This window comes from Streptomyces subrutilus (assembly GCF_008704535.1).
In the GTDB taxonomy this organism is placed as follows: domain Bacteria; phylum Actinomycetota; class Actinomycetes; order Streptomycetales; family Streptomycetaceae; genus Streptomyces; species Streptomyces subrutilus.
This window is the reverse complement of record NZ_CP023701.1, coordinates 5,299,830-5,324,852: the sequence shown is the minus strand read 5'-3', so window position 1 is coordinate 5,324,852 and position 25,023 is coordinate 5,299,830. Positions and strand designations below refer to the sequence as shown.

14 protein-coding genes and 2 pseudogenes are annotated in these 25,023 nt (G+C 73.5%); 6 read left to right on the top strand and 10 right to left on the bottom strand.

The window, feature by feature from the left end; translation table 11 throughout:
• Nucleotides 1-10 precede the first annotated feature (10 nt).
• Both CP968_RS23550 and CP968_RS23545 read left to right on the top strand, forming a co-directional pair.
• Nucleotides 11-757 carry a TetR/AcrR family transcriptional regulator gene (locus CP968_RS23550; protein WP_150519890.1) on the top strand — a complete coding sequence of 249 codons (747 nt, stop codon included), beginning with the start codon at nt 11-13 and terminating at the stop codon, nt 755-757.
• A 25-nt stretch (nt 758-782) separates the two neighbouring features.
• On the top strand, nt 783-1,319 hold the full coding sequence (locus tag CP968_RS23545; protein ID WP_150519889.1) for a GNAT family N-acetyltransferase: 537 nt from the start codon (nt 783-785) through the stop codon (nt 1,317-1,319).
• Here CP968_RS23545 and pulA read toward each other — a convergent pair.
• The 7 genes from pulA to CP968_RS23510 form a co-directional block, all read right to left on the bottom strand.
• A complete protein-coding gene (pulA, locus tag CP968_RS23540; RefSeq protein ID WP_150519888.1) occupies nt 1,306-6,678 on the bottom strand; it encodes a pullulanase-type alpha-1,6-glucosidase in 5,373 nt (1,790 codons plus the stop codon). The two genes, CP968_RS23545 and pulA, sit on opposite strands and share 14 nt — an antisense overlap.
• A gap of 94 nt (nt 6,679-6,772) precedes the next feature.
• Complete coding sequence (locus CP968_RS23535) at nt 6,773-8,488, bottom strand: carbohydrate-binding module family 20 domain-containing protein (RefSeq protein WP_150519887.1); 1,716 nt, start codon at nt 8,486-8,488, stop codon at nt 6,773-6,775.
• An 825-nt stretch (nt 8,489-9,313) separates the two neighbouring features.
• Nucleotides 9,314-10,330, bottom strand: a complete 1,017-nt coding sequence (locus CP968_RS23530; RefSeq protein WP_229886359.1) for a LacI family DNA-binding transcriptional regulator — start codon at nt 10,328-10,330, stop codon at nt 9,314-9,316.
• Nucleotides 10,318-11,919, bottom strand: a complete 1,602-nt coding sequence (locus CP968_RS23525) for a glycoside hydrolase family 13 protein (protein WP_150519885.1) — start codon at nt 11,917-11,919, stop codon at nt 10,318-10,320. Before CP968_RS23525 ends, CP968_RS23530 begins: the two co-directional genes overlap by 13 nt.
• A 51-nt stretch (nt 11,920-11,970) precedes the next feature.
• Nucleotides 11,971-12,810 carry a sugar ABC transporter permease gene (locus CP968_RS23520; RefSeq protein ID WP_189829262.1) on the bottom strand — a complete coding sequence of 280 codons (840 nt, stop codon included), beginning with the start codon at nt 12,808-12,810 and terminating at the stop codon, nt 11,971-11,973.
• A 2-nt stretch (nt 12,811-12,812) separates the two neighbouring features.
• On the bottom strand, nt 12,813-13,871 hold the full coding sequence (locus tag CP968_RS23515; RefSeq protein ID WP_150519883.1) for a carbohydrate ABC transporter permease: 1,059 nt from the start codon (nt 13,869-13,871) through the stop codon (nt 12,813-12,815).
• A 6-nt stretch (nt 13,872-13,877) separates the two neighbouring features.
• The gene (locus tag CP968_RS23510; RefSeq protein ID WP_150519882.1) at nt 13,878-15,152 is read right to left on the bottom strand and encodes an extracellular solute-binding protein; all 1,275 of its coding nucleotides are present in this window, start codon (nt 15,150-15,152) and stop codon (nt 13,878-13,880) included.
• Between the two features lie 221 nt (nt 15,153-15,373).
• On the opposite strand from CP968_RS23510, the gene CP968_RS23505 reads away from it, so the two are divergent.
• The 3 genes from CP968_RS23505 to CP968_RS23495 all read left to right on the top strand — a co-directional run bounded on the left by CP968_RS23505 (nt 15,374) and on the right by CP968_RS23495 (nt 19,118).
• On the top strand, nt 15,374-17,077 hold the full coding sequence (locus CP968_RS23505) for a glycoside hydrolase family 13 protein (protein ID WP_150519881.1): 1,704 nt from the start codon (nt 15,374-15,376) through the stop codon (nt 17,075-17,077).
• A gap of 26 nt (nt 17,078-17,103) precedes the next feature.
• Nucleotides 17,104-18,135, top strand: a complete 1,032-nt coding sequence (locus CP968_RS23500) for a LacI family DNA-binding transcriptional regulator (RefSeq protein WP_150519880.1) — start codon at nt 17,104-17,106, stop codon at nt 18,133-18,135.
• Nucleotides 18,136-18,227: 92 nt separating this feature from the next.
• Nucleotides 18,228-19,118, top strand: a complete 891-nt coding sequence (locus CP968_RS23495; RefSeq protein WP_150519879.1) for a phosphatase PAP2 family protein — start codon at nt 18,228-18,230, stop codon at nt 19,116-19,118.
• Nucleotides 19,119-19,208: 90 nt separating this feature from the next.
• Here the strand turns inward: CP968_RS23495 and CP968_RS23490 are convergent, their stop codons facing one another.
• Complete coding sequence (locus CP968_RS23490) at nt 19,209-20,798, bottom strand: amidohydrolase (protein ID WP_150519878.1); 1,590 nt, start codon at nt 20,796-20,798, stop codon at nt 19,209-19,211.
• Nucleotides 20,720-21,442: pseudogene (locus tag CP968_RS23485) on the bottom strand (amino acid permease); the annotation flags it as partial. The pseudogene CP968_RS23485 and the gene CP968_RS23490, both read right to left, overlap by 79 nt.
• Here CP968_RS23485 and CP968_RS23480 point away from each other — a divergent pair.
• Nucleotides 21,431-21,922: pseudogene (locus CP968_RS23480) on the top strand (TetR/AcrR family transcriptional regulator C-terminal domain-containing protein); the annotation flags it as partial. The pseudogenes CP968_RS23485 and CP968_RS23480 overlap by 12 nt on opposite strands.
• On the opposite strand, the gene CP968_RS23475 reads toward CP968_RS23480, so the two are convergent.
• Nucleotides 21,919-24,906, bottom strand: coding sequence for a bifunctional [glutamine synthetase] adenylyltransferase/[glutamine synthetase]-adenylyl-L-tyrosine phosphorylase (locus tag CP968_RS23475; protein WP_150519876.1), 2,988 nt, complete (start codon nt 24,904-24,906; stop codon nt 21,919-21,921). The pseudogene CP968_RS23480 and the gene CP968_RS23475 overlap by 4 nt on opposite strands.
• Nucleotides 24,907-25,023: the final 117 nt, after the last annotated feature.

Sequence of the window (25,023 nt, the reverse complement as noted above, 5' to 3'; positions counted from 1 at the left end):
GGGTGTCGGCATGACAACCGGGGTGCGGCGCAGGATGGGTGTCGAGGAGCGGCGGCAGCAGCTGATCGGGGTCGCCCTGGAGCTGTTCAGCCACCGGTCGCCCGACGAGGTGTCGATCGACGAGATCGCGGCGGCCGCGGGGATATCGCGGCCGCTCGTCTACCACTACTTCCCCGGCAAACTGAGCCTGTACGAGGCGGCGTTGCGGCGGGCCGCGGACGAGCTGGCGCTGCGGTTCGTCGAGCCGCGCGAGGGGCCTCTGGGGGCGCGGCTGCTGCGGGTCATGGGCCGGTTCTTCGCGTTCGTCGACGACCACGGCCCGGGCTTCTCGGCGCTGATGCGCGGGGGGCCGGCGGTGGGCAGCAGCCAGACCCACGCGATGATCGACGAGGTGCGGCGGGCGGCGTACGAGCAGATCGTGGCGCACCTGGGGGTGTCCGAGCCGCCGGCGCGGCTGGAGCTCGTGGTGCGCTCGTGGGTGTCGCTGGCCGAGTCGACGGCGCTGATCTGGCTGGACGGGCGGCGGATCCCGCGCGCCGAGCTGGAGTTGCAGCTGGTGCACGACTTCGCGGCGCTGGCCGCGGTGAGCGCCGCGTACGACGCGGAGATGGCCGCGCTGCTGGTGCGCATCCTGGCCGACGAGCCCGCCGACGGACCCTTCGGGCAGTTGGTGGGGCGGCTGGGCGTGCTGGCGGCGGGCGGGATTCCGGACGCGGTGGCCGGTGGCGGGCCCGAGGCGCCGCCCGTTCCGCGGTGATCGGCGCTGTGGCGATAATGCCCGCGTGATCATTGACGACGAGATCTTGTTCCGGCAGGCCAGGGAGAAGGACGCCGGCACGCTGGTGCAGCTGTACGACCGGGCCGCCCGGTGGATGCAGAAGCGCGGGATCGAGCAGTGGAAGCCCGGCGAGAGGGACGCCGCGCACTTCCTCGCGGCGATGCGCGAGGGCGAGGTGTGGCTGGCGGGCGACGGTGACGGGCGGATCGTCGGCGGGTACGAACTGTGCTGGTCCGACGAGGACGCCTGGGGGGTGCAGCCGCCGGTCGCGGGATACGTGCACCGGCTGATGGTGGAGCGCCGGACCGCGCCGGCCGGGGCCGGGCGCCGGCTGCTCGAACACGCCGAGCGCCGGATCGCCCGGTCCCGGCTGGCGCGGGCCCGGCTGGACTGCGTCTCCACCAACCCCCGGCTGCTCGCGTACTACCAGGGCGCGGGCTACCGGGTGGTCGGGGAGTTCCCGTCGAAGCAGGCCGCGGACGGCCGGCGCTACGGGGTGATCCTGCTGGAGAAGCGGCTGGACCGGTTCACGGTCGTGTGAGGGTCCTGAAGACGGCGACGGTGCGGCCCGGGGTGGTGAACTCCCCCGTCCGCGCGTCGTAGCCGGAGCGTTTGACGGTGGCGTCGGACCCGGCCGCCTGGACCGGGTGGAGGGCGTAGTCGCGGCCGGCGAGGGCCGGGACGCGCTGGGTCCGGGTGGTGGGGGTGGCGTTGAAGACCACCACGAGGTCGCCCAGGGTCATGGTGATGACGCCGGGGGTCTCGTCCGTGCCGGAGAGCGGGAAGGCCAGCCGCTCCTGCACCACCTCGGAGGTGGTGAGGGCGAAGGAGCGTTCCGTCGTGCGGATGCGCAGCAGGTCGCGGTAGGCGGCCGAGGCTCCGGTGATCTCCGGGCAGCCGGGGGCGGGGAGCGTCAGCAGGGGTTTGGCGTAGCTCCACTTGGGCCCGTTGTCGGCGGCCGGGGGCAGGCCGCGGCCGGAGCCGTTGCCGTCGCGGCAGTCCCATTGGATCGCGTTGAACCAGTCGCCGCTGTCGTAGGAGTTGCGGTCCAGGGACTTGGAGCGCAGCAGGTCGGTCCCGGCCTGGGAGAGGGACGGGCCCTGGGAGAGGGTGGCCGTCGCCATCGCCAGGACCTGCATGCGGGCCTTGTCGGCGGGGCTGGTGGCGGGCGGGAGCTTGAAGGTCAGGGCGTCGGCGAGGGTCTCGTTGTCGTGGGCGTCGGCGTAGGCCAGGGCGTCGCCGGGGGCGGCCGCGTAGCCGGCCGGCGAGCCGTTGTAGTCGACCTCGGAGCCCTTGGTGCGGCGTCCGGTGGTGTCGGTGAAGGCGTAGGAGGCGAGGTTCCCGGACAGGCCGACCTTGATCAGGTCCTGGGCGTGCAGCAGCCGGGCGCGCTGCTCGGCGGGGGTGCCGTTGGCGGCCGAGCCGTTGGGCTCGGTGAACAGGCCGGAGGCGAAGCCCTGGACGCGCGGGTCCTCGTCGAAGGGGCCGCCGCCGCGGACGGCGTCGCGGGCCCGGTCGGAGAAGGTGGCGATGCCGGTGCCGGCCATGTTCTTCTGGGTGGCCTGGACGAAGCGGGCGTCGTCGGCGACCTCGCCGAAGTTCCAGCCCTCCCCGTAGAGGATGATCTTCTTTCCGTCGACCCCGTCCTTGGCGGGGGTGAGCTCGTCGAGGGCCTTGCGGACGGCCAGGATGTTGGCCTTGGGGTGGTGTCCCATGAGGTCGAAGCGGAATCCGTCGACCTTGTACTCCCTGGCCCAGGTGACGACGGAGTCGACGACGAGGCGGCCCATCATGGCGTTCTCGGGTGCGGTGTTGGAGCAGCAGGTGGAGTTGGCGACGCTGCCGTCGGGCAGCAGCCGCTGGTAGTAGCCGGGGACGACGCGGTCGAGGACCGAGGTCTCGGCCTGGCCGGAGGCGACGGTGTGGTTGTAGACCACGTCCATCACGGTGCGCAGCCCGGCCCCGTTGAGGGACTGGACCATCCTGCGGAACTCGACGGTGCGGGCGGTGCCGTCCGGGTCGCTGGCGTAGCTGCCCTCGGGGACGCTGTAGTGCAGGGGGTCGTAGCCCCAGTTGTACGCGTCCTTCGCGGCGGCGGCGGCCACGCAGGCCTGCTGCTGCTCGGAGTCGGGGGCGTAGACCTTCAGGTCGCAGGCAGGTTCGGTGCGGTCGCCCGGCTTCTCGGGGATGGTGCCGATGTCGAAGACGGGCAGGAGGTGGACGTAGGAGGTGCCGGCGGCGGCCAGGTCGCGCAGGTGGCGCATGCCGGCCGAGGCGGTGTCGGTGAAGGCCAGGTACTGGCCGGGGTGCCGGGAGGTGCGGTCCGCGACGGAGAAGTCCCGGACGTGCAGCTCCTGGATCTGGGCGGTGGTGAAGGGGACGGCGGCGGGCTTGCGCAGGCCGCGCCAGCCGGGCGGGGCGAGCTTCGGGTCGGCGAGGTCGACGACGAGGCTGCGGGCGGAGTCGGCGGTCAGGGCGGTGGAGTACGGGTCGGTGACGAGGTTGCGGACGACCTGGCGGGTGCTGGGGGCCCAGACGGTGATGTCGTAGCGGTAGGGCTTCCCGGTCCACCCGCGTTCGCCGCGCACCGACCAGACGCCGGTGGCGTCGTCGCGGCGCATGGGCACGGTGCGGCCGTCGAGTTCGAGGGCCACCTTCTGGGCGGTCGGCGCCCAGACGGAGAGGGTGGGGCGGCCGTCGTGGAAGACCGGGCCGAGGGGGGCGTTGGTCGCGTGGAGGTCGTCGAGGACTCCGGCGAGCTGGACGCCGGTGGCGGCGAGGACGGCGCCGTTGGCGGCGCGGGCGGAGGCGACGAGCTGGCCGCGCAGGGCCGCGCGGACCCGGTCGCGGTCGCGCGGGTCGACGGTGTAGGCCGGGTACGCGGCCAGGTGCGGGAACTTCTCCTTCTGGGCGGCGGTGAGCTCGGTCCGGGCCAGGCGCAGCCATGCGGCGCCGCCCTCGCGGAGGGTGCCGTCGCCGGTGGTGACGGCGCCGGTGGGCGAGGCCAGGAGCTGCACGGAGGCGGCGGCCTGCGGGGCCTTCCAGGCGACGGTGTTCCGGTCGAGCCAGACGGCCTCGGACTTGGTGAGGTCGAGGGCGGCGGCGGAGCCGGCGGGCTGGGGCAGCAGGTAGGACGGGCTGCCGCCGAGCATCCACACCTCGTGGCCGGTGGCCGCGAGGTCGAGGGACTGGTCGGTGGGCAGGTCCTTCTCGTCGCCCTTGTGCAGGATGTAGCTCAGGCTGGTGGCGCCGGCGGCGAGCGGGACCTCGTAGACCGCGCCGTAGGAGTCGGTGCGGGCGGGCAGCAGCGGGGCGGACCAGTCGGTGGGCTGCGCGGCGCCGGTCCAGACGTGCAGGCCCCAGCCGTCGTAGGCGCCGTCGGGGCGCTGGTAGTGCAGGACGGCCTTGCCGGTGTCCTGCGGCGGGTAGGCGGGGCGGTCGGTGCGGGCGGCCTCCTCGCCCTGCTCCAGCCAGATCTCGCCGGTCCGGGTGACGTCGATGGTGCGGTCGGCGGCGACGTCCTTGGTGCCGTCCTTGTCGATGACCAGGTAACTCACCGAGGAGGCACCGGGCTTGAGCTTGACGTGGGCGAAGGCGCCGTAGGCGTCGCGGCCGGTGAAGGCGTGGCCCTCGGGCCACGGGGTGCTCTCGCCGTCGGCGAGGTCGCCCCAGGCGTAGAGCCGCCAGTTCGTGTAGTCGCCGTCGGGCCGGTTGTAGTGGACGACCGCGTAGTCGCGCTGGGTGGCGGTCGGGACCTCCGGCGGGGGCGTCCGGCCGGCGGTGGACGCGGCGAGGGCGCCGGCGGTGCGGCCGGCGGAGTCGACGACGACGGCCTTGTAGCGCAGGGGGGTGCCGGGTGCGGCCTCGACGTGCTGGGTGACCTTGTACGGGGCGTGGTCGGCGGAGCCGAGGACCTGCCACGGGCCGGTGCCGGTCTGGGCGGCGAAGACGACGCGGTTCAGGGCCCCGCCGGTGACGTCGGCGGAGAGCTCGACGGTGCCCGCGGCGCCGGGGGCCGGGGCCTTGAGGGTGAGGGAGGGCCGGGTGGCGGGCGCGGCGAGCGGGGTGACGCCCTGGAGGACGACCGAGCCGAGGGCCGGGACGGTGACGGTGAGCTTGCCGGCGGCGGAGGCGCGGATCAGGGCGGTGCCGCCGTAGAGGGTGCGGTACTGGGCGCCGGCGGGGGCGTCGAGCTGCACCGTGCGGGCCTCGGCGGCGTTGTTGGCGGCGACCAGGTACTCGGTGCGGCCGCCCTTGCGGCCGCCCTTGCCGTCGTCCGTGCGCGCGAAGGCGTACACGGAGCCGTCGGAGAGCCGCTCGCTCTGCACTCCGTCGCGCAGGGCGGGGTGGGCCCTGGTCAGCTTCGAGAGGGCACTGATCTGCCGGTAGAGGGGGTGCTGCTGATCGTAGGCGTCGCTCGCGTGGGTGCGGGCCGTGCCGAGCTGGTCGTCGTCGAGGTAGTCGGCGACCTGCGAGGCGAACAGCGGCTGCCGCGCGTCCTTGTCCCCGCCCGCGCCGGTGAAGCCCTGCTCGTCACCGGAGTAGACGACCGGGTTGCCCCGGGAGAGGAACATCAGCTCGTTGGCGAGCCGGTAGCGGTCCAGCAGCTCCTGCTCCCCCGCACCCGGCCGGTCCTGCTTCAGGAAGGTCCCGAAGCGGCCCATGTCGTGGTTGCCGAGGAAGGTGACCTGCTCGTAGGCGTTGGCCTTGTCGGTGGTGTACCGGTAGTCGTCGGCCAGGACGGAGCCCAGCCGGCCGGCGCCCGCGCCCTGGGAGGCGTACGCGCGGATCGCGTCCTGGAGCGGGAAGTCGAGGGTGGCGTCGAGGCGGCCCCGCGTCACGTAGGGCGAGGTGACGGCGGTGTCGGCGGAGTAGACCTCGCCGAACATGAAGAAGTCGTCCCGGCCGCGCTCGGCCGCGTACGCGTCGAGGGCGGTGGCCCACTGGGTCCAGAAGCCGGTGTTGACGTGCTTGACCGTGTCGATGCGGAAGCCGTCGATGTCGAAGTCCCCGACCCACTTCTCGTAGATCTTCTCCATCCCCTCGACGACCTCGGGGCGCTCGGTCCACAGGTCGTCGAGCCCGTAGAAGTCGCCCTGCTCGGAGGATTCCCCGGCGAAGGTGGAGTCGCCCCGGTCGTGGTACATCCGCGGGTCGTTGAGCCAGGCCGGGACCTTGAGGTCCTTCTTCGCGTCGGGCACGAACGGCGTGCGCGGGAAGGAGTCCGCGTCCGTCTTCGGGAACGCGCGCCGGCCGTCGGCGTAGTCGGCGTCGTCGAAGGGCACCCCGTCCTTGGTCAGGTAGGGGAAGGCGCCCTTGGACAGGTACGAGTAGGAGGCCTCGCGGTAGTCGACGACGTCGGCGGTGTGGTTGGTGATGACGTCGAAGAAGACCTTCATCCCCTTCGCGTGCGCCTTGTCGATCAGCCGCTCCAGGTCGGCGTTGGTGCCGAAGTGCGGGTCGACCTGTGTGAAGTCGGTGATCCAGTAGCCGTGGTAGCCGGCCGACACGTCGTCGCCCTTGCCCTGCACCGGCTGGTTCTTGAAGATCGGCGCCAGCCAGATGGCCGTCGTCCCCAGGCCCTTGACGTAGTCGAGCCGGTCGGTGAGCCCCTTGAGGTCGCCGCCCTGGTAGAAGCCCTTGTCGGTCGGGTCCAGGCCGGTCTGGAGCCGGGAGCCGGTCAGGCCGCCCCGGTCGTTGCGCGGGTCGCCGTTGGCGAAGCGGTCCGGGAGGACGAAGTAGAACTGCTCCCGGGTGAGGTCGTGGCGGGCGGGCTCGGCGGCCAGTTTCGCGTCCGGGGGCGGCGGTGGCGCCTTGGCCGCGGCGGCGGCGGCGGGGAGGGCGGGCAGGAGCGTCACGGCCAGCGCGGCGGCGAGGACTCCTGCGGCGGGGCGTATCACGGCGGTTCTCCTCGGGTACGGGGGTGAGGGCCGCCCGGCGGTGGCGGGGCCGGGGTGCCGGGCGGCCCTGGTCTGTGCGGCGTCGAGCCGCGGCTCAGCTGCGCCAGGTGTCGTTCAGCGCCACCCGGCCGGACGCGGGGACGGTGGCGGTGCGGTTGGCGCCGCTCTCCCAGGTGACGTTCCCGGCGGCGTCCTTGCGGAGGTACTTGTAGGCGAAGGCAGTCCCGGCCGGGAGGGCCGCGTCGAGCTTCCAGACGGGGTAGGCCGCCGGGTCGAGCTTGAGGGCGGAGCCGGTGTTCCAGCCGCCGAGCTCGGGGCGGTCCCCGGTCACGTAGACGTCCTGGCCCGGCACGGTCGTGGCGTTGACCGCGAAGGAGGCCCCGGCTGCGGAGGGCGGCGGGGTCGTCCCGCCGCCGCCCGCGCAGCTGCGGGCGTTGGCGTGCAGGGCGACGGCGGTCCCGGCGCCGAGGGTGGCGGTGAACTGGCCGGAGCCGTTCACGGTGACGCCCCGGCCGCTCTGCACGTCGCAGTAGTCGCCGGCCGGCAGGGAGGTCTGGAAGGTGCGGGTGAGGGAGGCGCCCTCGTGGTTGATCGCCACGTAGGCCCTGGAACCGCGGCCGAAGGCGATCTGGTCGCCGCCGTTGTCCCACCAGTCGGTGACGGCCTGGCCGCGGGCCGCGTTGCGCAGGCCCACCATGGAGGAGATCTCCCGCCAGGCGTGCTGGCACTTCCAGCCGTCCGCGTAACAGGCGTTCACGCTGCCGCCGTTGGGCGGACCGGCGTCCTTGTCGGACCACTCGTAGCCGGAGGCCACGTCGGGCGATCCGTAGGGCCAGGCCAGCATGAACACGTTGGCCAGGGTGTAGGCGGAGCCGTTCTTGTAGCTGAGGGTCTCGCCGTTGCGCTCGGTGTCGTGGTTGTCGACGAAGACCCCGGACTGGCCGGAGGGCATGTAGCCCCACGCCTCGCCGAAGTTCTTCAGGTGCGCGAGGTTCTCGTTCTGGAAGACCCGCTTGAGGTCGCGGGCGTAGCGGAATTCCTGGACGTCGCCGGTGCCGAGGTACTCGGAGGGCGACACGGCCTCTCCGGCGCCGTAGATGGCCTCCTGCTTCCAGTAGACGCCGGGCTTGGACATCCGCGACTTGATGTTGGCGAGGTCGGCTGCGGGCATGTGCTTGGCGGCGTCGATCCGGAAGCCGTCGACGCCGAGGGAGAGCAGGTCGTTGAGGTAGCCGGCGATGCGGCCGCGCACGTAGTCCTCGCCGGTGTCGAGGTCGGCCAGCTGCACCAGTTCGCAGTTCTGGACGTTGGCCCGGTCCTGGTAGTTGGTGATCGTCGCCCGGCAGTCGTCCATGTCGGCGCCGGAGTAGATGCCGGGGTAGCCGTACTTCGTGTACGGACTGCCGCCGGTTCCGGTGCCGTCGCCGGCCGCCATGTGGTTGATGACGGAGTCGGCGACGACCTTCACACCGGCGGCGTGGCAGGTTTCGACCATGGCCTTGAAGGCGTTCCGGTCGCCCAGCCGCCCGGCGATCTTGTAGCTGACGGGCTGGTACGAGGTCCACCACTGCGGGCCCTGGATGTGCTCCTGCGGGGGCGAGACCTGGACGAAGCCGTAGCCGGCGGGGCCCAGGGTGTCGGTGCAGGCCCGGGCGACCGAGTCGAACTTCCACTCGAAGAGGACGGCGGTGACGTCCTTGTCGCCGGGCGCCGCGGCGACGGCCGGCGCGGACGCCGGTCCGGTGAGGGTCGCGGCGGCGAGTGCGGTGGTGGCGAAAAGGGTTGCAGCTCTGGCGGCTCTGGCAGGCATGCGGGGGCCTCCTGGCGGAAGAGGTGGGGATTGCAGCGACCGTAGGGGCCGGTCGGGAGCCCTGCAAGAGATTGCGCAAGGGATTGCAGAATTGTTTCCGCGACGTGTCCGAACCGGCGGCCCGCCGGCCGGCCCCAGGAGGGGGCGAATCCGGATCGATCAACTCACCCCGGACACGACCCAGTCGGAACACACCCGCCGAGCTCCCGCCGCAGGGGGGGGTGGTGGTGGGGTGGGGGTGCGCGCGGGTCGGCCGAAGCCGGGGCCGGTCGGAGCCGTGGCGTGGGGTGGGGGGGGTCGGGCGTGGGGCGGGTGGGTCGGCGGAGGCCGGGCGAAGCCGGGCGCGGAGCGGCCCGAGGCGTGCCCGGCGGGGGTGGCCGCGCCCTGGCCGGGGCCCAGTGTCGGGCGCGGACCTGCGGAGGGCCCGGGCGCGGGCGAAGGCGAGTGCGGGCCGGAGGTGGGCTGGAGCCCGGCGGGGCGGGTGCGTCGGGCGCGGACCTGCGGAGGACCCGGGCGCGGGTCACACCGCGCCCGGGCGGAGGTGGCCGGGCCCGAACGCGGGCGAAGCCGAGTGCAGGCCGACCCGTTCGCGGCCAAGGCCTGGCTCGGCCATGGCGGGGCCGAGGCCGCGCCCGGGCGGCGGGGGTGGCCGTGCCCCGGCCCGGGCCCGGGCGGTGGCCGGGCCGGAGGGTTGGCCCCGGTCCGGGCCCAAGCCCTACCCAGGTGGGGGTGGCCCCGCACCGGGCCAGGCTCGCCTCCGCCCCCGCCGGCCCCGCCCAGCCCGGGGTCGGCCGGGGTGCGGGCCAGGCCCCGGCCGGGTGGTCGCTACTGGCCCGGGGCCTGGCCGGTTGAGCCGCGGACCACCAGTTCGGGCTGGAAGACGTACTCGGTGCGCTGGACCGGGGTGCCGCCCACCGCCTCCAGGAGGGCGCCGACCGCGGCCGTGGCCATGGCGCGCACCGGCTGGCGCACCGTGGTCAGCGGCGGGTCGGTGAACGCGATCAGCGGCGAGTCGTCGAACCCGACCACCGACACGTCCTGCGGCACCCGCAGCCCCCGCTCCCGCGCCGCGCGGATGACGCCGAGCGCCATCGGGTCGCTCCCGCACACGATGCCCGTGCACCCGCGGTCGAGCAGCGCGCCGCCCGCCGCGTGGCCGCCCTCGACCGTGAACAGGGTGCGCTGCACGAGGCCCTCCTCGTCCGCGCCCGGCAGCGCGGCCAGGAAGCCCTGCTCCTTGCGCGCCGAGGGCACGTAGCGGGTCGGCCCGATCGCCAGGCCGATCCTGCGGTGCCCCAGGTCCTCCAGGTGCCGTACGGCCATGTCGGCCGCCGCCCGGTCGTCCGGGGAGATGAACGGGGCGTGCACCTGCTCGTTGAAGCCGTTGATCAGGACGAACGGCACCCCCCGCGCCGCCAGCCGCTGGTAGCGCGAGGGGTCCGCGGCCGAGTCGGCGTGCAGGCCCGACAGGAACACGATGCCGGTGACCCCGCGCTCCTCCAGCTGCTCCACCAGTTCGTCCTCGGTGGCGCCGCCCGGGGTCTGCGTGCACAGCACCGGCGTGTAGCCGTGCCCGGCGAGGGCCTGTTCGATGACCTGGGCGAAGGCCGGGAAGATCGGGTTGGTGAGCTCCGGGATCAGCAGCCCTACCAGCCCGTTGCTGCGTCGGCGCAGCCGGACGGGCCGCTCGTAGCCGAGCAGGTCGAGCGCGGCCAGCACCTTGTGCCGGGTGCCGGCGGCCACGCCGGACTTGCCGTTGAGCACGCGGCTCACCGTCGCTTCGCTGACCTGGGCCTGCGCGGCGATGTCGGTGAGCCGCAGCGGGGACGTCACCCCAGCCACCACACCGCGCTGTCGGCCGGCAGCAGCTCCGGGTCGACGGGGTCGGTGCTGGCCAGCAGCACGGTGCCGGGTGCGGGCAGCCGGACCGGCTCGCCCGTGGTGTTCACGGTGCAGACGAAGCCGCCGCGCCGGAAGGCGAGCACCCCGGCGGGGGCGTCGAGCCACTCCACCGCGTCGCCCGCGCCGAGCTCCGGCCGCTCCCGGCGCACCCGCAGGGCCGCGCGGTACAGCTCCAGCGTCGATGCCGGGTCGCCGGTCTGCGCGGCCACGCTCAGCCCGGCCCACTCGGCCGGCTGGGGCAGCCAGCTGCCACCGTCGCCGAAGCCGTACGGGGCCCGGTCGCCGGACCACGGGATCGGCACGCGGCAGCCGTCGCGCAGCCCGTCCTGCCCGTTCTCCTTGAAGAAGGAGGGGTCCTGGCGGACGTCGTCGGGGAGGTCGAGGACCTCGGGGAGGCCGAGTTCCTCGCCCTGGTAGACGTACGCGGACCCGGGCAGGGCCAGCATCAGCAGGGCGGCCGCCCGCGCCCGGGCCAGGCCCCGCTCCCCGCCGCCGTAGCGGGTCACGTGCCGGACGACGTCGTGGTTGGACAGCACCCACGTCGTCGGCGCGCCCACGGGGCGCATCGCGTCGAGGGAGTCGTCGATGGCGGCGCGCAGCGCGTCGGCGTCCCAGCCGGTGTTCAGGTAGTGGAAGTTGAATGCCTGGTGCAGCTCGTCGGGGCGCAGGTAGAGCGCGGTGCGGTCGGCGCTCGGGGTCCAGGCCTCGGCGACGCCGATGCGGTCGCCGGCGTACTCGTCGAGCACGGTCCGCCAGGAGCGGTAGATGTCGTGGACGCCGTCCTGGTCGAAGAAGGGCAGCACCTGGTTGCCGAGCAGTTTGAGCTGCTCGTCGCGGCCGAGGTCGGGCAGGCCGGGGGCCTTGACGAGGCCGTGGGCGACGTCGATGCGGAAGCCGTCGGCGCCGAGGTCGAGCCAGAACCGCAGGATGGAGCGGAACTCGTCCTGGACGGCGGGGTGCTCCCAGTTGAAGTCGGGCTGCTCGGGGGCGAAGAGGTGCAGGTACCACTGCCCGTCGGCGACCCGGGTCCAGGCGGGGCCGCCGAAGATCGACTCCCAGTCGTTGGGCGGGAGTTCGCCGTCGGCGCCCTGCCCGGGGCGGAAGTGGAAGCGTTCGCGCAGCGGGCTGCCGGGGCCTTCACGGAGGGCCTGCTTGAACCATTCGTGCTGGTCGGAGCAGTGGTTGGGGACGAGGTCCACGATGATCCGCAGGCCCAGGGCGTGGGCCTCGCGGATCACGGCGTCGGCGTCGTGCAGGGTGCCGAACATGGGGTCGATGGCCCGGTAGTCGGCGACGTCGTAGCCCGCGTCGGCCTGCGGCGAGGCGTAGAACGGGCTGAGCCAGACGGCGTCGACGCCGAGGTCCCTGAGGTAGGGCAGGCGGCGGCGGATGCCTTCGAGGTCCCCCATGCCGTCCCCGTTGGAGTCGGCGAAGCTGCGCGGATAGACCTGGTAGATCACCGCTTCTCTCCACCAGCCGGGCCGGGTGCCGGTGGAGGTGGGGAGTGCGTCGGCGAGGTGCTGGGTCATGTCGTCCTTGGAGAGATCGGGCCGGGAGGTGTGGCGGGCAGGCTCGGGTGGTCAGCCCTTGGTGGCGCCTGCCGTCATCCCGGCGACGAGGTGACGCTGGGCGAAGAGGAAGAAGACGGCCGCCGGGATGGCGATGAGGACGGAGGCCGCGCTCATCGCACCCCAGTTGGAGGTGTACTGCGTGACGAAGGTCTGCAGGCCGCCGGCGAGGGTGAGGTTCTCCTCGCCGACCATGAAGGCGGAGGCGTAGGCGACTTCGCCCCAGGCCGTGATGAAGGCGTAGAAGCCGGTGACGGCGAGGCCGGGCTTGGCCAGCGGCAGGATGAGGCGCCAGAAGGTGCCGAAGGGGTTGAGTCCGTCGACGCGGCCGGATTCGTCGATCTCGACCGGGATGGTGTCGAAGAAGCCCTTCATCATCCACGCGCAGAACGGCACGGCGATGGTGAGGTAGGTGATGATCAGGCCGACCGGCTGGTTGAGCAGGCCGAGGTCGCCCATCAGGTTGTAGAGCGGGACGATCAGGATGGCCATGGGGAACATCTGCGTGATGAGCAGCGTCCACATGAGCGGCTTCATGCCGGGGAACTTGAACCGGCTGACGGCGTAGCCGGTGGTGGCGGCGATGAAGACGCCGAGCACGGTCGTGACGCCGGCCACGAGGACGGAGTTGGCGAACCAGCTGAGGAAGTGGCTCGACTCCAGCAGGTAGGTGTAGTTGGCGAGCGTCGGTTCCTTGACGAAGTCGGTGGTGATCGCGTGCTGCGCGGGCTTGAGCGAGGTCAGCAGGATCCACAGGACCGGGAAGACGGCGATCACGGACGCGACGACGAGCGTCGCGTGCAGGCCGACGGAGGCGAGGGGGGCGCGGCGGCCCCGCGTGCGCGTGGTCATGGTCACCACACCTCTCCCTGCTTGCGCAGCGAGCGCCGGTAGACCAGCGCGAAGATCATGAGCAGGGCCAGGATCAGGACGCCCCAGGTCGCCGAGGTGGCGAAGTCGCGCGGGCTGGTGATGAAGGCCTCGCGGAAGGCCTGGGTCACCAGGATCTCCGTGGAGTCGCCCGGGCCGCCCCGGGTGAGCAGGAAGATCACCGGGAACATGTTGAAGGTCCAGATGGTGGAGAGGAGGATCACCGTCATGCTGACCGAGCGCAGCCCGGGCAGGGTGATGTGGCGGAACCGCTGCCAGGGGGTGGCGCCGTCCATCTCGGCGGCCTCGTACAGCTCGCCGGGGATGGACTGGAGGCCGCCGAGGAGGGCGACCATCATGAAGGGGACGCCGAGCCAGACGTTGACGGCGATGACCGAGAACTTGGCCCAGGTCGGGTCGTCGAGCCACGGGATCGCGGAGATGCCGCCGCCGTCGAGGACCTTGTTGAGGATGCCGTTGTCGCGGTTGAAGAGGAACCGCCAGGCGAAGACGGAGACGAAGCCGGGGACGGCCCAGGGCAGGATCAGCGCCATCCGGTAGGCGGCGCGGCCCCGGAAGTCCCGGTTGAGCATGTTCGCGAGGGCCAGGCCGATCGTGAAGGTGATCGACACGCAGGCGACGGTCCAGACGACCGTCCACACCAGCCGTTGCAGGAACACCGGGTCGCCGAGCACGGCGGTGTAGTTGTCGAGGCCGACGAACCGGTACGTGGCGTCGATGTGCCGGACGCCGATGGTCCGGGCGACGTTGCGCTCGTTGGCGTCGGTCAGCGACAGGTACACGCCGCGGACGAGCGGCCAGCCGATGATCACGCCGAGGACCAGCACCACCGGGGCGATCATGGTCCAGGCGTACCAGTGGGTGGCGAGGGCGCGGCGCAGTCCGCCGCGCGCGCCGTTCTTGTTCCCGGTGCCGGTGTTCCGGCCGTCAGCCAAGCGGCTCCGGCCGCGGGCGGCGGCGTCGTTGTTCTCGACGTCGTCGCCCGCGGCCTTCGCCACCGACTGGCTGGTGTGAGCAGCCATCGTTCGTTACTTCCAACCCTTGAGGATCTTGCGGAACTCCGCCCCGGCCGCCTTCGCGGCGTCCTCCGGGCTCGACGACCCGGTGATCGCCTTCGTGTACTCGACCTTGAGCGGCTCGAAGAGGGAGCCGTTCTCCGGGATCCAGGCGCGCTCGACGGCCTTGTCCACGGCCGGCTTGAAGAACTGCACCATCTCGCTGCCCTTGACGTCCGGCTGCTCGTAGGCGGCCGTGCGGGTGGGGAGCAGGCTCAGCTCCTTCGCGGTCTGGACCTGCACCTCCTGGGAGGTCATGTAGTCGACGAAGGCGTGCGCGGCGGCGGTGTTCTTGGAGCCGGCGTAGACCGCGAGGTCGTGGCCGCCCTGCGGGGCGCCGGCCTTGACGGAGCCGGCCGGGACGGCGGCGACGCCGAGGTTGGCCTTGTCCTTGAACTGGTCGCCCGCGTAGGTGTCGGCGACGGCCCAGGGGCCGTTGATCATCATCGCGACCTCCCCGGACTTGAAGGCGGTCTGCATGTTGGTCCAGCCGTCGGTGGCGTTGGTGAGCGCCGCCCCCGAGGTGACCAGGTCGCGTGCGGCCTTGAAGGCCTTGACGCCCGCCGGGTTGTCGACGGTGACCGTCTTGTTCTTGGCGTCGACCAGGTCGCCGCCCTCGCCGTAGATCAGCGGGAGGAACCAGTAGGAGTCGTCGCCGCGCAGGTAGAGGCCGGCCTTGCCGGTCTTGGCCTTGATCGCGGCCGCGGCGGTCTTCAGCTCCTCCAGGGTGGCGGGGGGCTGCACACCGGCGTCGGCGAGCATCTTCTTGTTGTAGAAGAGGCCGAGGGTGTCGATGACCTGCGGTACGGCGTAGCTCTTGCCCTCGTACTTGCCGCTGGCCGCGGCCTGCGGGAGGAACTCGGCGTCGATCTTCCCGGCCGTCTCGGCAGGCACCTCGTCGAGGTACTGGAGGGAGGCGAAGTCCGCGACCCAGCCGACGTCGGCGCGGATCACGTCGGGTGCGTCGGAGCCGCTGCTGAAGGCGTTCTTGATCTTGTTCTGCGCGTCGCCGTACGGGACGTTGACGTACTTGACGGTCACCTTCGGGTGCTTCGCGGTGAACGCCTCGGCGATCTTCTGGAAGCTGGCCTTCTCGGCGTCGTTCGAGGTGTCCCACCACGTGACCGTGCCGGAAAGCTCGCCGCCGGCCTGGGTGCCCTGACCGTCGTCCTTGCTGTCACCGCCGCAAGCCGTCGCCGCGAGCGCCAGGGCCGCGACCAGCGCGGTGGCCGCTATGCCACGCCGCATATGAACTCCTTCGATGATCCCGGCCGCTCCCTCGCGGTCCCGAGTTGCCAGGAACGTAACAAGCCTGAAAGAAGTCCGAAAGACCTTGCGGCAATTTTCTGCAAGACCGGGTGATCGTTACATCCGTGTGTCCGTACGGTTGCCGGAGCTTGCTGTTAGTTCGAGTCCTCTTCGATCCTCCGGGCCCGCAACCAGCGGGTGTGCCGTCGCGTTGACCCGATATGACCCACGAGTTGACGGCCGTGCCCCTTGCAAGCGCTTCCAGCAACACCGGCGCGGGCGGTGCCTGGTGGCGCGATGCCGTCATCTACCAGGTGTACGTACGGTCCTTCGCGGACAGCGACGGCGACGGCGTCGGGGACCTGCGCGGCGTGCGCGAGCGGCTGCCGCACCTGGCCCGGCTGGGGGTCGACGCCGTGTGGCTGACCCCCTTCTACCTCTCCCCGCAGGCCGACGGCGGCTACGACGTCGCCGACTACCGGGCCGTCGACCCGCTCTTCGGCGACCTCGCCGACGCCGAGGACCTCGTCCGGGCCGCGCACGGGCTCGGACTGCGGGTCATCGTGGACGTCGTGCCCAACCACACCTCCGAGCGGCACCCCTGGTTCCGCGACGCCCTGGCCGGCGACCCGCAGGCCCGCGCCCGGTACCTGTTCCGCCCCGGGCGGGGCGCGGAGGGGGAGCTGCCGCCCAACGACTGGGAGTCCGTCTTCGGCGGCCCCGCCTGGACCCGGGTCGCCGACGGGCAGTGGTACCTGCACCTCTTCGCGCCCCAGCAGCCCGACCTGGACTGGGAGCACCCGCAGGTGCCCGCCGAGTTCGCCTCCGTCCTGCGGTTCTGGCTGGACCTCGGCGTCGACGGCTTCCGCGTCGACGTCGCCCACGGCATGGTCAAGGCCCCCGGCCTGCCGGACATCGGCCACGGCGCGCAGGCCACCCTCATCGGCACCGAGCCGCTCCCCTTCTTCGACCAGGACGGCGTCCACGCGATCCACCGCTCCTGGCGCCGGCTCCTCGACTCCTACCCGGGCGCCCGGATCGGCGTCGCCGAAGCCTGGGCCCCCACTTCCGAACGCCTGGCCCGCTACGTCCGCCCCGACGAACTGCACCAGGCCTTCAACTTCCGCTTCCTGAACTGCCCCTGGGACACCGGCGCGCTGCGCGCCGTCATCGACGAGTCGCTGGCCGCGACCTCCGCGGTGGGCGCGCCGACGACGTGGGTGCTGTCCAACCACGACGTCGTCCGGCACGTGACCCGCTACGGCGGCGGGGAGCGGGGCCTGGCCCGGGCACGGGCGGCCGCCCTGCTGATGCTGGCCCTGCCCGGATCCGCGTACGTCTACCAGGGCGAGGAACTCGGCCTCCCCGAGGTCCTCGACCTCCCCGACGACGTCCGCCAGGACCCGGCCTTCCGGCGCACCGCGGGCCAGGAGGGGCTGCGCGACGGCTGCCGCGTCCCGATCCCGTGGTCCGGGCGGCGGCCGCCGTACGACTTCGGGCCGGCCGGCAGCTGGCTGCCGCAGCCCGACGACTGGGCCGGGCTGAGCGTGGCCGCGCAGACCGGCGACCCGCACTCCACGCTGGAGCTGTACCGCGCGGCCCTGGAACTGCGCCGGGCCCTGCCGGGCCTGGGGGCGCCCGAGGCCGGCCGCCCCGGGCCCGCCCGCGAGGCGGCCGGCGACCGGGCCGAGGGGGACGCGGACCGGGCCGAGGACGGCGCCGCGGACACCGGGATCCGCTGGCTGCCCGCGCCCGAGGGCGTGCTCCTCTTCTCCCGGCCCGGCTTCGCGTGCACCCTCAACGGCCGCCCGGTCCCGGTCGAGCTCCCCGCGCCCGGACGGCCCGTCCTCTCCAGCGCCCCGGTGGCCGCCGACGGCCGCACCGCGGTGCTCCCCGCGGATTCCTGCACGTGGTGGGCAATCTGAACGCGCGACGGGTACAGTCCCATCCCGTGACCGCACGGCTAGCCGACATCGCAGCCCAGGCGGGGGTCAGCGAAGCCACAGTCAGCCGCGTGCTCAACGGCAAGCCCGGTGTGGCCGCGGGCACCCGTGAATCCGTACTGGCCGCCCTGGACGTCCTCGGTTACGAGCGCCCCGTGCGGCTGCGCCAGCGCAGCGCCGGACTCGTCGGCCTGATAACGCCGGAGCTGGACAACCCGATCTTCCCCGCCCTCGCCCAGGTCATCGGCCAGGCCCTGACCCGGCAGGGGTACACGCCGGTGCTGGCCACGCAGACCCCCGGCGGGTCCACCGAGGACGAGTTGACCGAGATGCTGGTCGATCGCGGGGTCTCCGGGATCATCTTCGTCTCCGGGCTGCACGCCGACACCACCGCCGACATGGGCCGCTACGACCAACTCCGCGGCCAAGGCGTCCCGTACGTCCTCATCAACGGGTTCTCCGACAAGGTGCGGGCCCCCTTCGTCTCCCCCGACGACCGGGCCGCGATGCAGCTCGCCGTGACGCACCTGACGGCGCTGGGGCACACCCGGATCGGCCTGGCGGTCGGACCGAAGCGGTTCGTCCCGGTGCTGCGCAAGATCGAGGGCTTCCGGCTCGGGATGCGCGAACGGCTCGGGCTCGACGAGGCCGGGACCGAGGAGCTGATCCAGCACTCCCTCTACACCCTGGAGGGCGGGCAGGCCGCCGCGGCCGCGCTGATCTCGCGCGGCTGCACCGCCGTGGTGTGCGCGAGCGACATGATGGCGCTCGGTGCGATCCGGGCCGCCCGACAGCAGGGGCTGCGCGTCCCGCAGGACGTCTCGGTGGTCGGCTTCGACGACTCCCCGCTCATAGCGTTCACCGATCCGCCGCTGACCACGATCCGCCAGCCCGTGCAGGCGATGGGGCAGGCCGCGGTGCGGACCCTGCTGGAGGAGATCGGCGGTACGCCGGCCCCGCACAGCGAATTCGTCTTCCTGCCAGAACTGGTCGTCCGCGGTTCCACCGCCTCGGGTCCCGGACAGCGGCGCAGGCCGTAGGTCCGGGGTACTGCGCAGGGCGGAGCCGCTGCGCCCAAGACCGTCCCGAGGGATGATCGAAGGCGAGATCCCATCTGGCAGACTCTCTCCCCATGGGTGAAGCGAGCGTGAAGACACTGGAAACCCGGACGGCCGTCCCGGCGCCCAGCGCGACCGGGGGCGAGGCCCGCCCGGCTCCCGAGCGCACCCTGCTCACCCGGTTGCGGAGCCCGCGACGGCCGCGGATCTGGTTCGAGGTCCTGCTCATCGCGGTCAGCTACTGGACGTACTCGCTGATCCGCAACGCGGTGCCGGAGCAGAAGGCCGCCGCCCTGGCCAACGCCGACTGGATCTGGCGCGTCGAGGGGGACCTCGGCATCGCCGTGGAGCAGTCCGTCAACCACGCCGTGAACTCGGTCACGTGGCTGATCGTGGGCATGAACTACTACTACGCCACGCTCCACTTCGTGGTGACCATCGGCGTGCTGGTCTGGATCTACCGCTTCCACCCGGGGCGTTACGCGGCCACCCGCCTGGTCCTCTTCGCCACCACGGGCGTGGCCCTGGTCGGCTACTACTTCTACCCGCTCGCCCCGCCCCGGCTGATGAACGGGCAGCAGTTCATCGACACCGTGCTGGTCCACCACACCTGGGGTTCCATGGCCTCGGGCAACCTCAAGCACATGTCGAACCAGTACGCGGCGATGCCGTCCATGCACATAGGGTGGTCGCTCTGGTGCGGGCTGACGATCTTCGCGGTCGCCTCGGCCCCCTGGGCCCGGATCCTGGGCCTGCTCTACCCGGCCTCGACCCTCGTGGTCATCGTGGCCACCGCCAACCACTTCTGGCTCGACGCCGTGGGCGGCATGCTCTGCCTGACCTTCGGCTACGCCGTCTCGCGGAGCTGGTACGGCGCCCTGCCGCACCGGCTGCCGCGCCACCCCGAGCACGCGGACCGGCACCCGGTGGCGGTCGCCCTGCTGAACCGTTTCCGGCGGGCGTAGCCCGGCAGCCCGGAACCTCCGGGCCGCGGGCCTCCGGGCCGGCCGTCGGGCCGGGCTCCCGGATCACGCCCCGGCACGCAGGGCCCCGGGTCAGACCGTCTCCTCGCGGTGGGTGATGCGACCGCCGGACAGGGTGAGCCGGATCGGGGCCCCGGCCAGTTCGTCCACCCCGGCGGTGACCGGGTCGACGGTGAAGGCCGTGAGGTCCGCCCGGTGCCCCGGAGCGATCGTGCCCCCCACCCGCTCCTCCCCGGCCGCGAGCGCGGCGTGCGAAGTGAGCCCCTCCAGCGCCATCAGCCCCGTCAGCGCGGGCCCGGCCGAGGCCGCCCCGAGCGGACTGCGGGCGGTGGTCAGGATGCGGCGGGCGTCGTAGTGGGCGATGGGCCAGTCCGAGCCGAGTGCCAGTACCGCCCCCGCGTCGCGCAGGTCGCGGCAGCGCCAGGCGTGCGCGGCCCGCTCCTCCCCCAGCCGCCTGGACCACTCGTCGGTGTGGTCGGCGCGGGTGTAGGCGGTGTGCGGGGGCTGCATCGAGGCGATCACCCCGAGCTCCGCGAAGCGGCCCAGCTGGTCGTCGGGAACGGTCTCGATGTGCTCGATCCGGTGCCGCATCCGGGCCCCGGGGCCCAGCGCGGCCACGGTGTCCAGGACGTGGCGGACCGCCGCGTCGCCGATGGCGTGGGTGGCGGTGCGCACCCCGGCCGCGTCCAGGACCCGTACGGCGCGGGCGTAGGCCTGCGGATCGGGCCAGAAGGCGTCGGTGCCCTGGCCGTGGCAGTCGGCGTGCTCCAGCCAGGCGGTACCGCCCTCGACGGTGCCGTCCATGAAGAACTTCACTCCGCCGATCCGCCAGTGGCGGCCGCCGGTCCGCTGGAGCGCGATCAGCTCGGCCAGCTCCTCGTCTCCGGTGCCGGGCATGCACCAGGGGGCCAGGTTCAGCCGCAGCGGCAGGTCCCCCCCGTACTCGACGGCGGCCAGCAGGGCCGGTACGTCCCCGTCGCCGAGGTCCATGACGTGGGCGCCGGTGAGGCCGGTGGCGGCCATGGCGCCGAGGAGTTCGAGGAGGCGGGCGCGGCGTTCGGCGGAGGAGGGCTTGGGGACCAGGGCGCCGACCAGGTCCATCGCCGCGTGTTCGACGAGGTGTCCGGTGGGTCGGCCGTCGGCGTCGCAGACGATCTCCGAGCGCTGGTCGAAGGCGCGGGGGCCGGTGATGCCGGCGGCGGCGAGGGCCGCGCCGGAGGCGAGGGCGGAGTGGCCGTCGTAGAGGCGCAGGAAGGCGGGGGCGCCGCCGAGGGCGTCCTCGACGAGGCAGCGGTCGACGGGCCGGCCGGCGAAGGCGTTGTGGTCGAGGCCGTAGCCCTGGATCCAGCCGCCGGGGCCGCGGTCGGCCGCGCGCAGGGCGGCGCGCAGCTGGTCCGGGTCGCGGACGGCGGAGAGGTCGGTGCCGGTGGCCATCTCGATGCCCCAGACCGGGTGGCTGTGGGCGTCGGTGAGGCCGGGGGTGAGGGTGGCACCGTGCAGGTCGATGACCTCGGTGGCGGGGCCGCGCCAGTCCCGTACGTCGGGCTCGTCGCCGACGGCGGTGATCTCGCCGTCGCGGACGGCTACCGCACGGGCTTCGGGGCGCTCGGGGTCGAGGGTGCGGACGCGGGCTCCGGTGAGGACGGTGTCGGCAGCGGGCACGGCGGGTGTTCTCCTTCGGGGGCGGGGGCGGGGGCCGGGGCGGTACGGGCACCGGCTCCGGCGCCGGTGGTGGTGGTGGTCTGGGTCGCGGTGTCGGGGAGGTCGGAGAGGTCGGGGAGGTCGGCCGGCGCCGGTTCCTCGGCGAAGCGGGCGTACACCTCGGGGCGGCGGGTCTTGAGCCGCTGGGCGAGGGCGAGGCCGATGAGGAACACGGCGGGGACGAGGCTGACGAGGACGGTGTCGACGGTGGCGGAGGCGGCGGTGAACAGGCCGACCTCGGAGACGACCAGGCAGATCGCCACGGCCAGCAGGACGGCCGCGGTGCAGGGCGCGACCAGGGTGCGCCACACGCCCTCCCGGTGCGCGGTGCGCCGGAAGTAGACCGGTACGGCGATGGCGGCGAGCAGCATCAGGGCCATGAGGGCGATCATGCCCGGGGTGTTCACCCACAGCAGGAGCTGCTGGTACGGGTCGGCCCCGGCGAGGGCGAAGGCGAGCACGATGACGGCGCCGAGCACGGTCTGGGCGAGTCCGGCGAGGTACGGGGAGCGGTGGCGCGGGTGGACCCGGCCGAGGACCGCGGGCAGCACGCCCTCCTCGGAGAGGGCCAGCGCGTAGCGGTTGATGGCGTGAAGGTGTGCGAGCGCATCACCGACGACGCCTTGCGCCTGGCCCCCTGGGACCGCGCCCTGGAGGAGTGGGCGCGCTCCTACCGGGCCGCCTTCGCCGCCCACCCCCGGGCGATCCCGCTGCTGATGACCACGCCCGTCCGGGCCCCCCGCGTGCTCGCGCAGTACGAGCGCGCGGTGGAGCTGCTGCTGGCGGCCGGGTTCGCCGTGGAGCGGGTGATGCCGCTGCTCACGGGGCTGGAGAACCTGGTCCTGGGCTCGGCGCTGGACCTGGCCGCCCCCGAGGCCATGTGGGAGCCGACCGCGCGGACCCCGCTGCCGGCGCGGGCCCTGGGCGCGGTCGGCGAGGGGCGCGCCGACGCCGCCTTCGAACTGGCCCTGGCGGCGCAGCTCGCGTACGCCCGGACCCTGCTGGCGGCGGACGCGGACGCCGGCGGCGGGCCGGGGACGGAGGCCGGGCCGGGGACGGGCGGCGGGTCCCGGCGCGGGGGCTAGGAGCCGTAGAACAGTTCGTCCACCACCGCACGGGCGCGCCGGGTGGTGCGCCGGTAGTCGTCCAGCATCTCGCCGGCGGTGCCCTCCGCGTAGCCGAGGTAGCGGCCGACCGCCCCCAGCTCGCGCGCCTCCGTCGGGAAGGTGTCCCCGGCACGGCCGCGGACCAGCATCACGGCGTTGCGGACCCGGGTGGCGAGCACCCAGGCCTCGTCGAGGATCTGCGCCTCCTCGGTGGGGATCAGCCCGGCCGCGTGGGCGGCGGCCAGGGCCTCGCGGGTGCGGGTGGTGCGCAGGCCCGGTTCCGCCCACGCGTGCCGCATCTGCATCAGCTGGACGGTCCACTCGACGTCGCTGAGGCCGCCGCGGCCGAGTTTGGTGTGCAGGGTCGGATCGGCGCCGCGCGGCAGCCGCTCCGACTCCATGCGGGCCTTGAGCCGGCGGATCTCCCGTACGGCGTCCTCCCCGAGGCCCTCCACCGGGTAGCGCAGCGGGTCGATCAGGTCGATGAAGCGGCTGCCCAGCTCGGCGTCGCCGGCGACCGGCTGGGCCCGCAGCAGCGCCTGGCTCTCCCAGGTCAGGGACCAGCGGCGGTAGTAGGCGGCGTACGAGCCGAGCGTGCGCACCAGCGGGCCGGAGCGGCCCTCGGGGCGCAGGTCGGCGTCGATGAGCAGCGGCGGGTCGGCGGTGGGCAGCTGGAGCAGTCTGCGCATCTCGGCGATGACGGCCTGGGCGGCCTTGGCTGCCTCCTGCTCGTCGACGCCGGCGCGGGGCTCGTGGACGAACAGCACGTCGGCGTCGGAGCCGTAGCCGAGCTCGTGGCCGCCGAAGCGGCCGACGCCGATGACGGCGAAGCGGGTGGGGAGGGTGTCGCCCCAGTTGTCCCCCACGGCGGCGCGCAGCGCTCCGGCGAGGGTGGCGGCGGTGAGGTCGGAGACGGCGCCGCCGACCCGGTCGACCAGGGCTCCGTGGTCCTCCTCGGCCGGTCTGTCCTCCGTGCCGTAGGAGCCGATGATGTCGGCCGCGGTGGTGCGGAAGAGCTCGCGGCGGCGCACCCCGCGGGCGGCGGCCACGGCGGCTTCGGCGTGGGGGGCGCGGCCGACGGCGGCCAGCACCTCCTGTTCGAGGGCCTCGTGCGTACGGGGGCGCAGCCCCTCGGGGTCGCCGAGCAGGGCCACGGCCTCGGGGGCGCGCATGAGCAGGTCGGGGGCGAGCCGGCCGGCGGACAGGACGCGGGCGAGGTTCTCGGCGGCGGCGCCCTCGTCGCGCAGCAGCCGCAGGTACCAGGGGGTCTTGCCGAGGGCGTCGGAGACCTTGCGGAAGTTCAGCAGGCCGGCGTCCGGGTCGGCGGAGTCGGCGAACCAGCCCAGCAGGACCGGCAGCAGCGTGCGCTGGATGGCGGCCTTGCGGGTGACGCCGGACGAGAGGGCTTCGAGGTGGCGCAGGGCGGCGGTCGGGTCGGCGTAGCCCAGGGCCTCCAGGCGCTGGCCCGCGGCGCGCGGCGAGAGCCGGGTCTCGCCGGGGGTGAGCTGGGCGACGGCGTCGAGCAGCGGCCGGTAGAACAGCTTCTCGTGCAGGCGGCGGACGACGGAGGCGTGCCGGCGCCAGGCCTTGTTGAGCTCGGCCACGGGTTCGGTGCGCAGGCCCATGGAGCGGCCGAGGCGCCGCAGGTCGGCCTCGTCCTGGGGGACGAGGTGGGTGCGGCGCAGCCGGTAGAGCTGGATGCGGTGCTCCATGGCGCGCAGGAAGCGGTACGCGTCGCCCAGTTGCGCGGCGTCGGCGCGGCCGACGTAGCCGCCGGCGGCCAGGGCGTGCAGGGCGTCGAGGGTGCTGCCGGAGTGCAGGGTGGCGTCGCTGCGGCCGTGCACGAGCTGGAGCAGCTGGACGGCGAACTCGACGTCGCGCAGGCCGCCGGGGCCGAGCTTGAGCTCGCGGTCGACCTGGGCGGCGGGGATGTTGTCGACGACGCGGCGGCGCATCTTCTGGACGTCGACGACGAAGTTCTCGCGCTCGGCGGCCTGCCAGACGAGGGGGCTTATGGCCTCGATGTACGCGGCGCCGAGCTCGACGTCCCCGGCGACGGCGCGGGCCTTCAGCAGGGCCTGGAACTCCCAGGTCTTGGCCCAGCGCTGGTAGTAGGCCAGGTGGGAGGCGAGGGTCCGCACGAGCGGGCCGTTGCGGCCCTCGGGGCGGAGGTTGGCGTCGACCGGCCAGATGGTGCCCTCGACGGTGGTCTCGGAGCAGATCCGCATGAGGTGGGAGGCGAGGCGGGTGGCGGCCTGGACGGCCTTGGCCTCGTCGGCGCCGTTGGCGGCGTCCCCGACGAAGATCACGTCGACGTCGGAGACGTAGTTGAGCTCGTGGCCGCCGCACTTGCCCATCGCGATGACGGCGAGGCGGCACTGCGCGGCGTCCTGGGGGGCGGCGGCGGTGGCGATGCGCAGGGCGGCGCGGAGGGTGGCGGTCGCGAGGTCGGCCAGCTCGGCGGCGGTCTGGGCGACGTCGGTGGTGCCGCAGACGTCGCGGGCGGCGATGGACAGCAGGCAGCGGCGGTAGGAGACGCGCAGCCGGACGGGGTCGTGCGCGTCGGCCAGGCCCCGCTCGAACTCGGGCAGGCCGGGGTGGAGGTCGGCGGCCTCGTAGGTGACGAGCGACCGCCAGTCGCCGGGGTGGCGGGCGAGGTGGTCGCCGAGGGCCTCGGAGGCACCGAGCACGCCCAGGAGGCGGTCGCGCAGCGGTTTGGCGCTGACGAGGGTGTCGAGGAGCACGGGCCGGTCGTCGGCGCTCTGCGCCTCGGCGAGCCGGACGAGCCCGAGGAGGGCGAGGTCGGGGTCGGCGGTCGCGCCGAGGGCGTCGAGCAGCACCGGATCGGACCGTACGGCGGCCAGCGCGTCGGCGTCGAGCAGCCGCGCGGCGGTCGAGGGGTCGGTGAAACCGCTGCGGAGAAGCCGGATGAAGGTGCTGCTCCTGCGTCCCGGGACCGTCATCCCGCCGCCTCCCGGGGTTGGTGCCGCCACTGCCCTGACGGGCCTGGGGTGAGCCTAGCCGGAGCAGTCGTTCGACTCACCGCCGCGTACCATGGACCGGCTTATCGGATTATCCCA

Bases quoted from the DNA above. Each gene is read 5' to 3' on its own strand.
- CP968_RS23525 (WP_150519885.1), bottom strand. From the start codon at position 11,919: ATGACCCAGCACCTCGCCGACGCACTCCCCACCTCCACCGGCACCCGG.
- CP968_RS23535 (WP_150519887.1), bottom strand. From the start codon at position 8,488: ATGCCTGCCAGAGCCGCCAGAGCTGCAACCCTTTTCGCCACCACCGCA.
- CP968_RS23510 (WP_150519882.1), bottom strand. From the start codon at position 15,152: ATGCGGCGTGGCATAGCGGCCACCGCGCTGGTCGCGGCCCTGGCGCTC.
- CP968_RS23550 (WP_150519890.1), top strand. From the start codon at position 11: ATGACAACCGGGGTGCGGCGCAGGATGGGTGTCGAGGAGCGGCGGCAG.
- CP968_RS23520 (WP_189829262.1), bottom strand. From the start codon at position 12,810: ATGACCACGCGCACGCGGGGCCGCCGCGCCCCCCTCGCCTCCGTCGGC.
- CP968_RS23505 (WP_150519881.1), top strand. From the start codon at position 15,374: ATGACCCACGAGTTGACGGCCGTGCCCCTTGCAAGCGCTTCCAGCAAC.
- CP968_RS23515 (WP_150519883.1), bottom strand. From the start codon at position 13,871: ATGGCTGCTCACACCAGCCAGTCGGTGGCGAAGGCCGCGGGCGACGAC.
- CP968_RS23495 (WP_150519879.1), top strand. From the start codon at position 18,228: ATGGGTGAAGCGAGCGTGAAGACACTGGAAACCCGGACGGCCGTCCCG.
- CP968_RS23475 (WP_150519876.1), bottom strand. From the start codon at position 24,906: ATGACGGTCCCGGGACGCAGGAGCAGCACCTTCATCCGGCTTCTCCGC.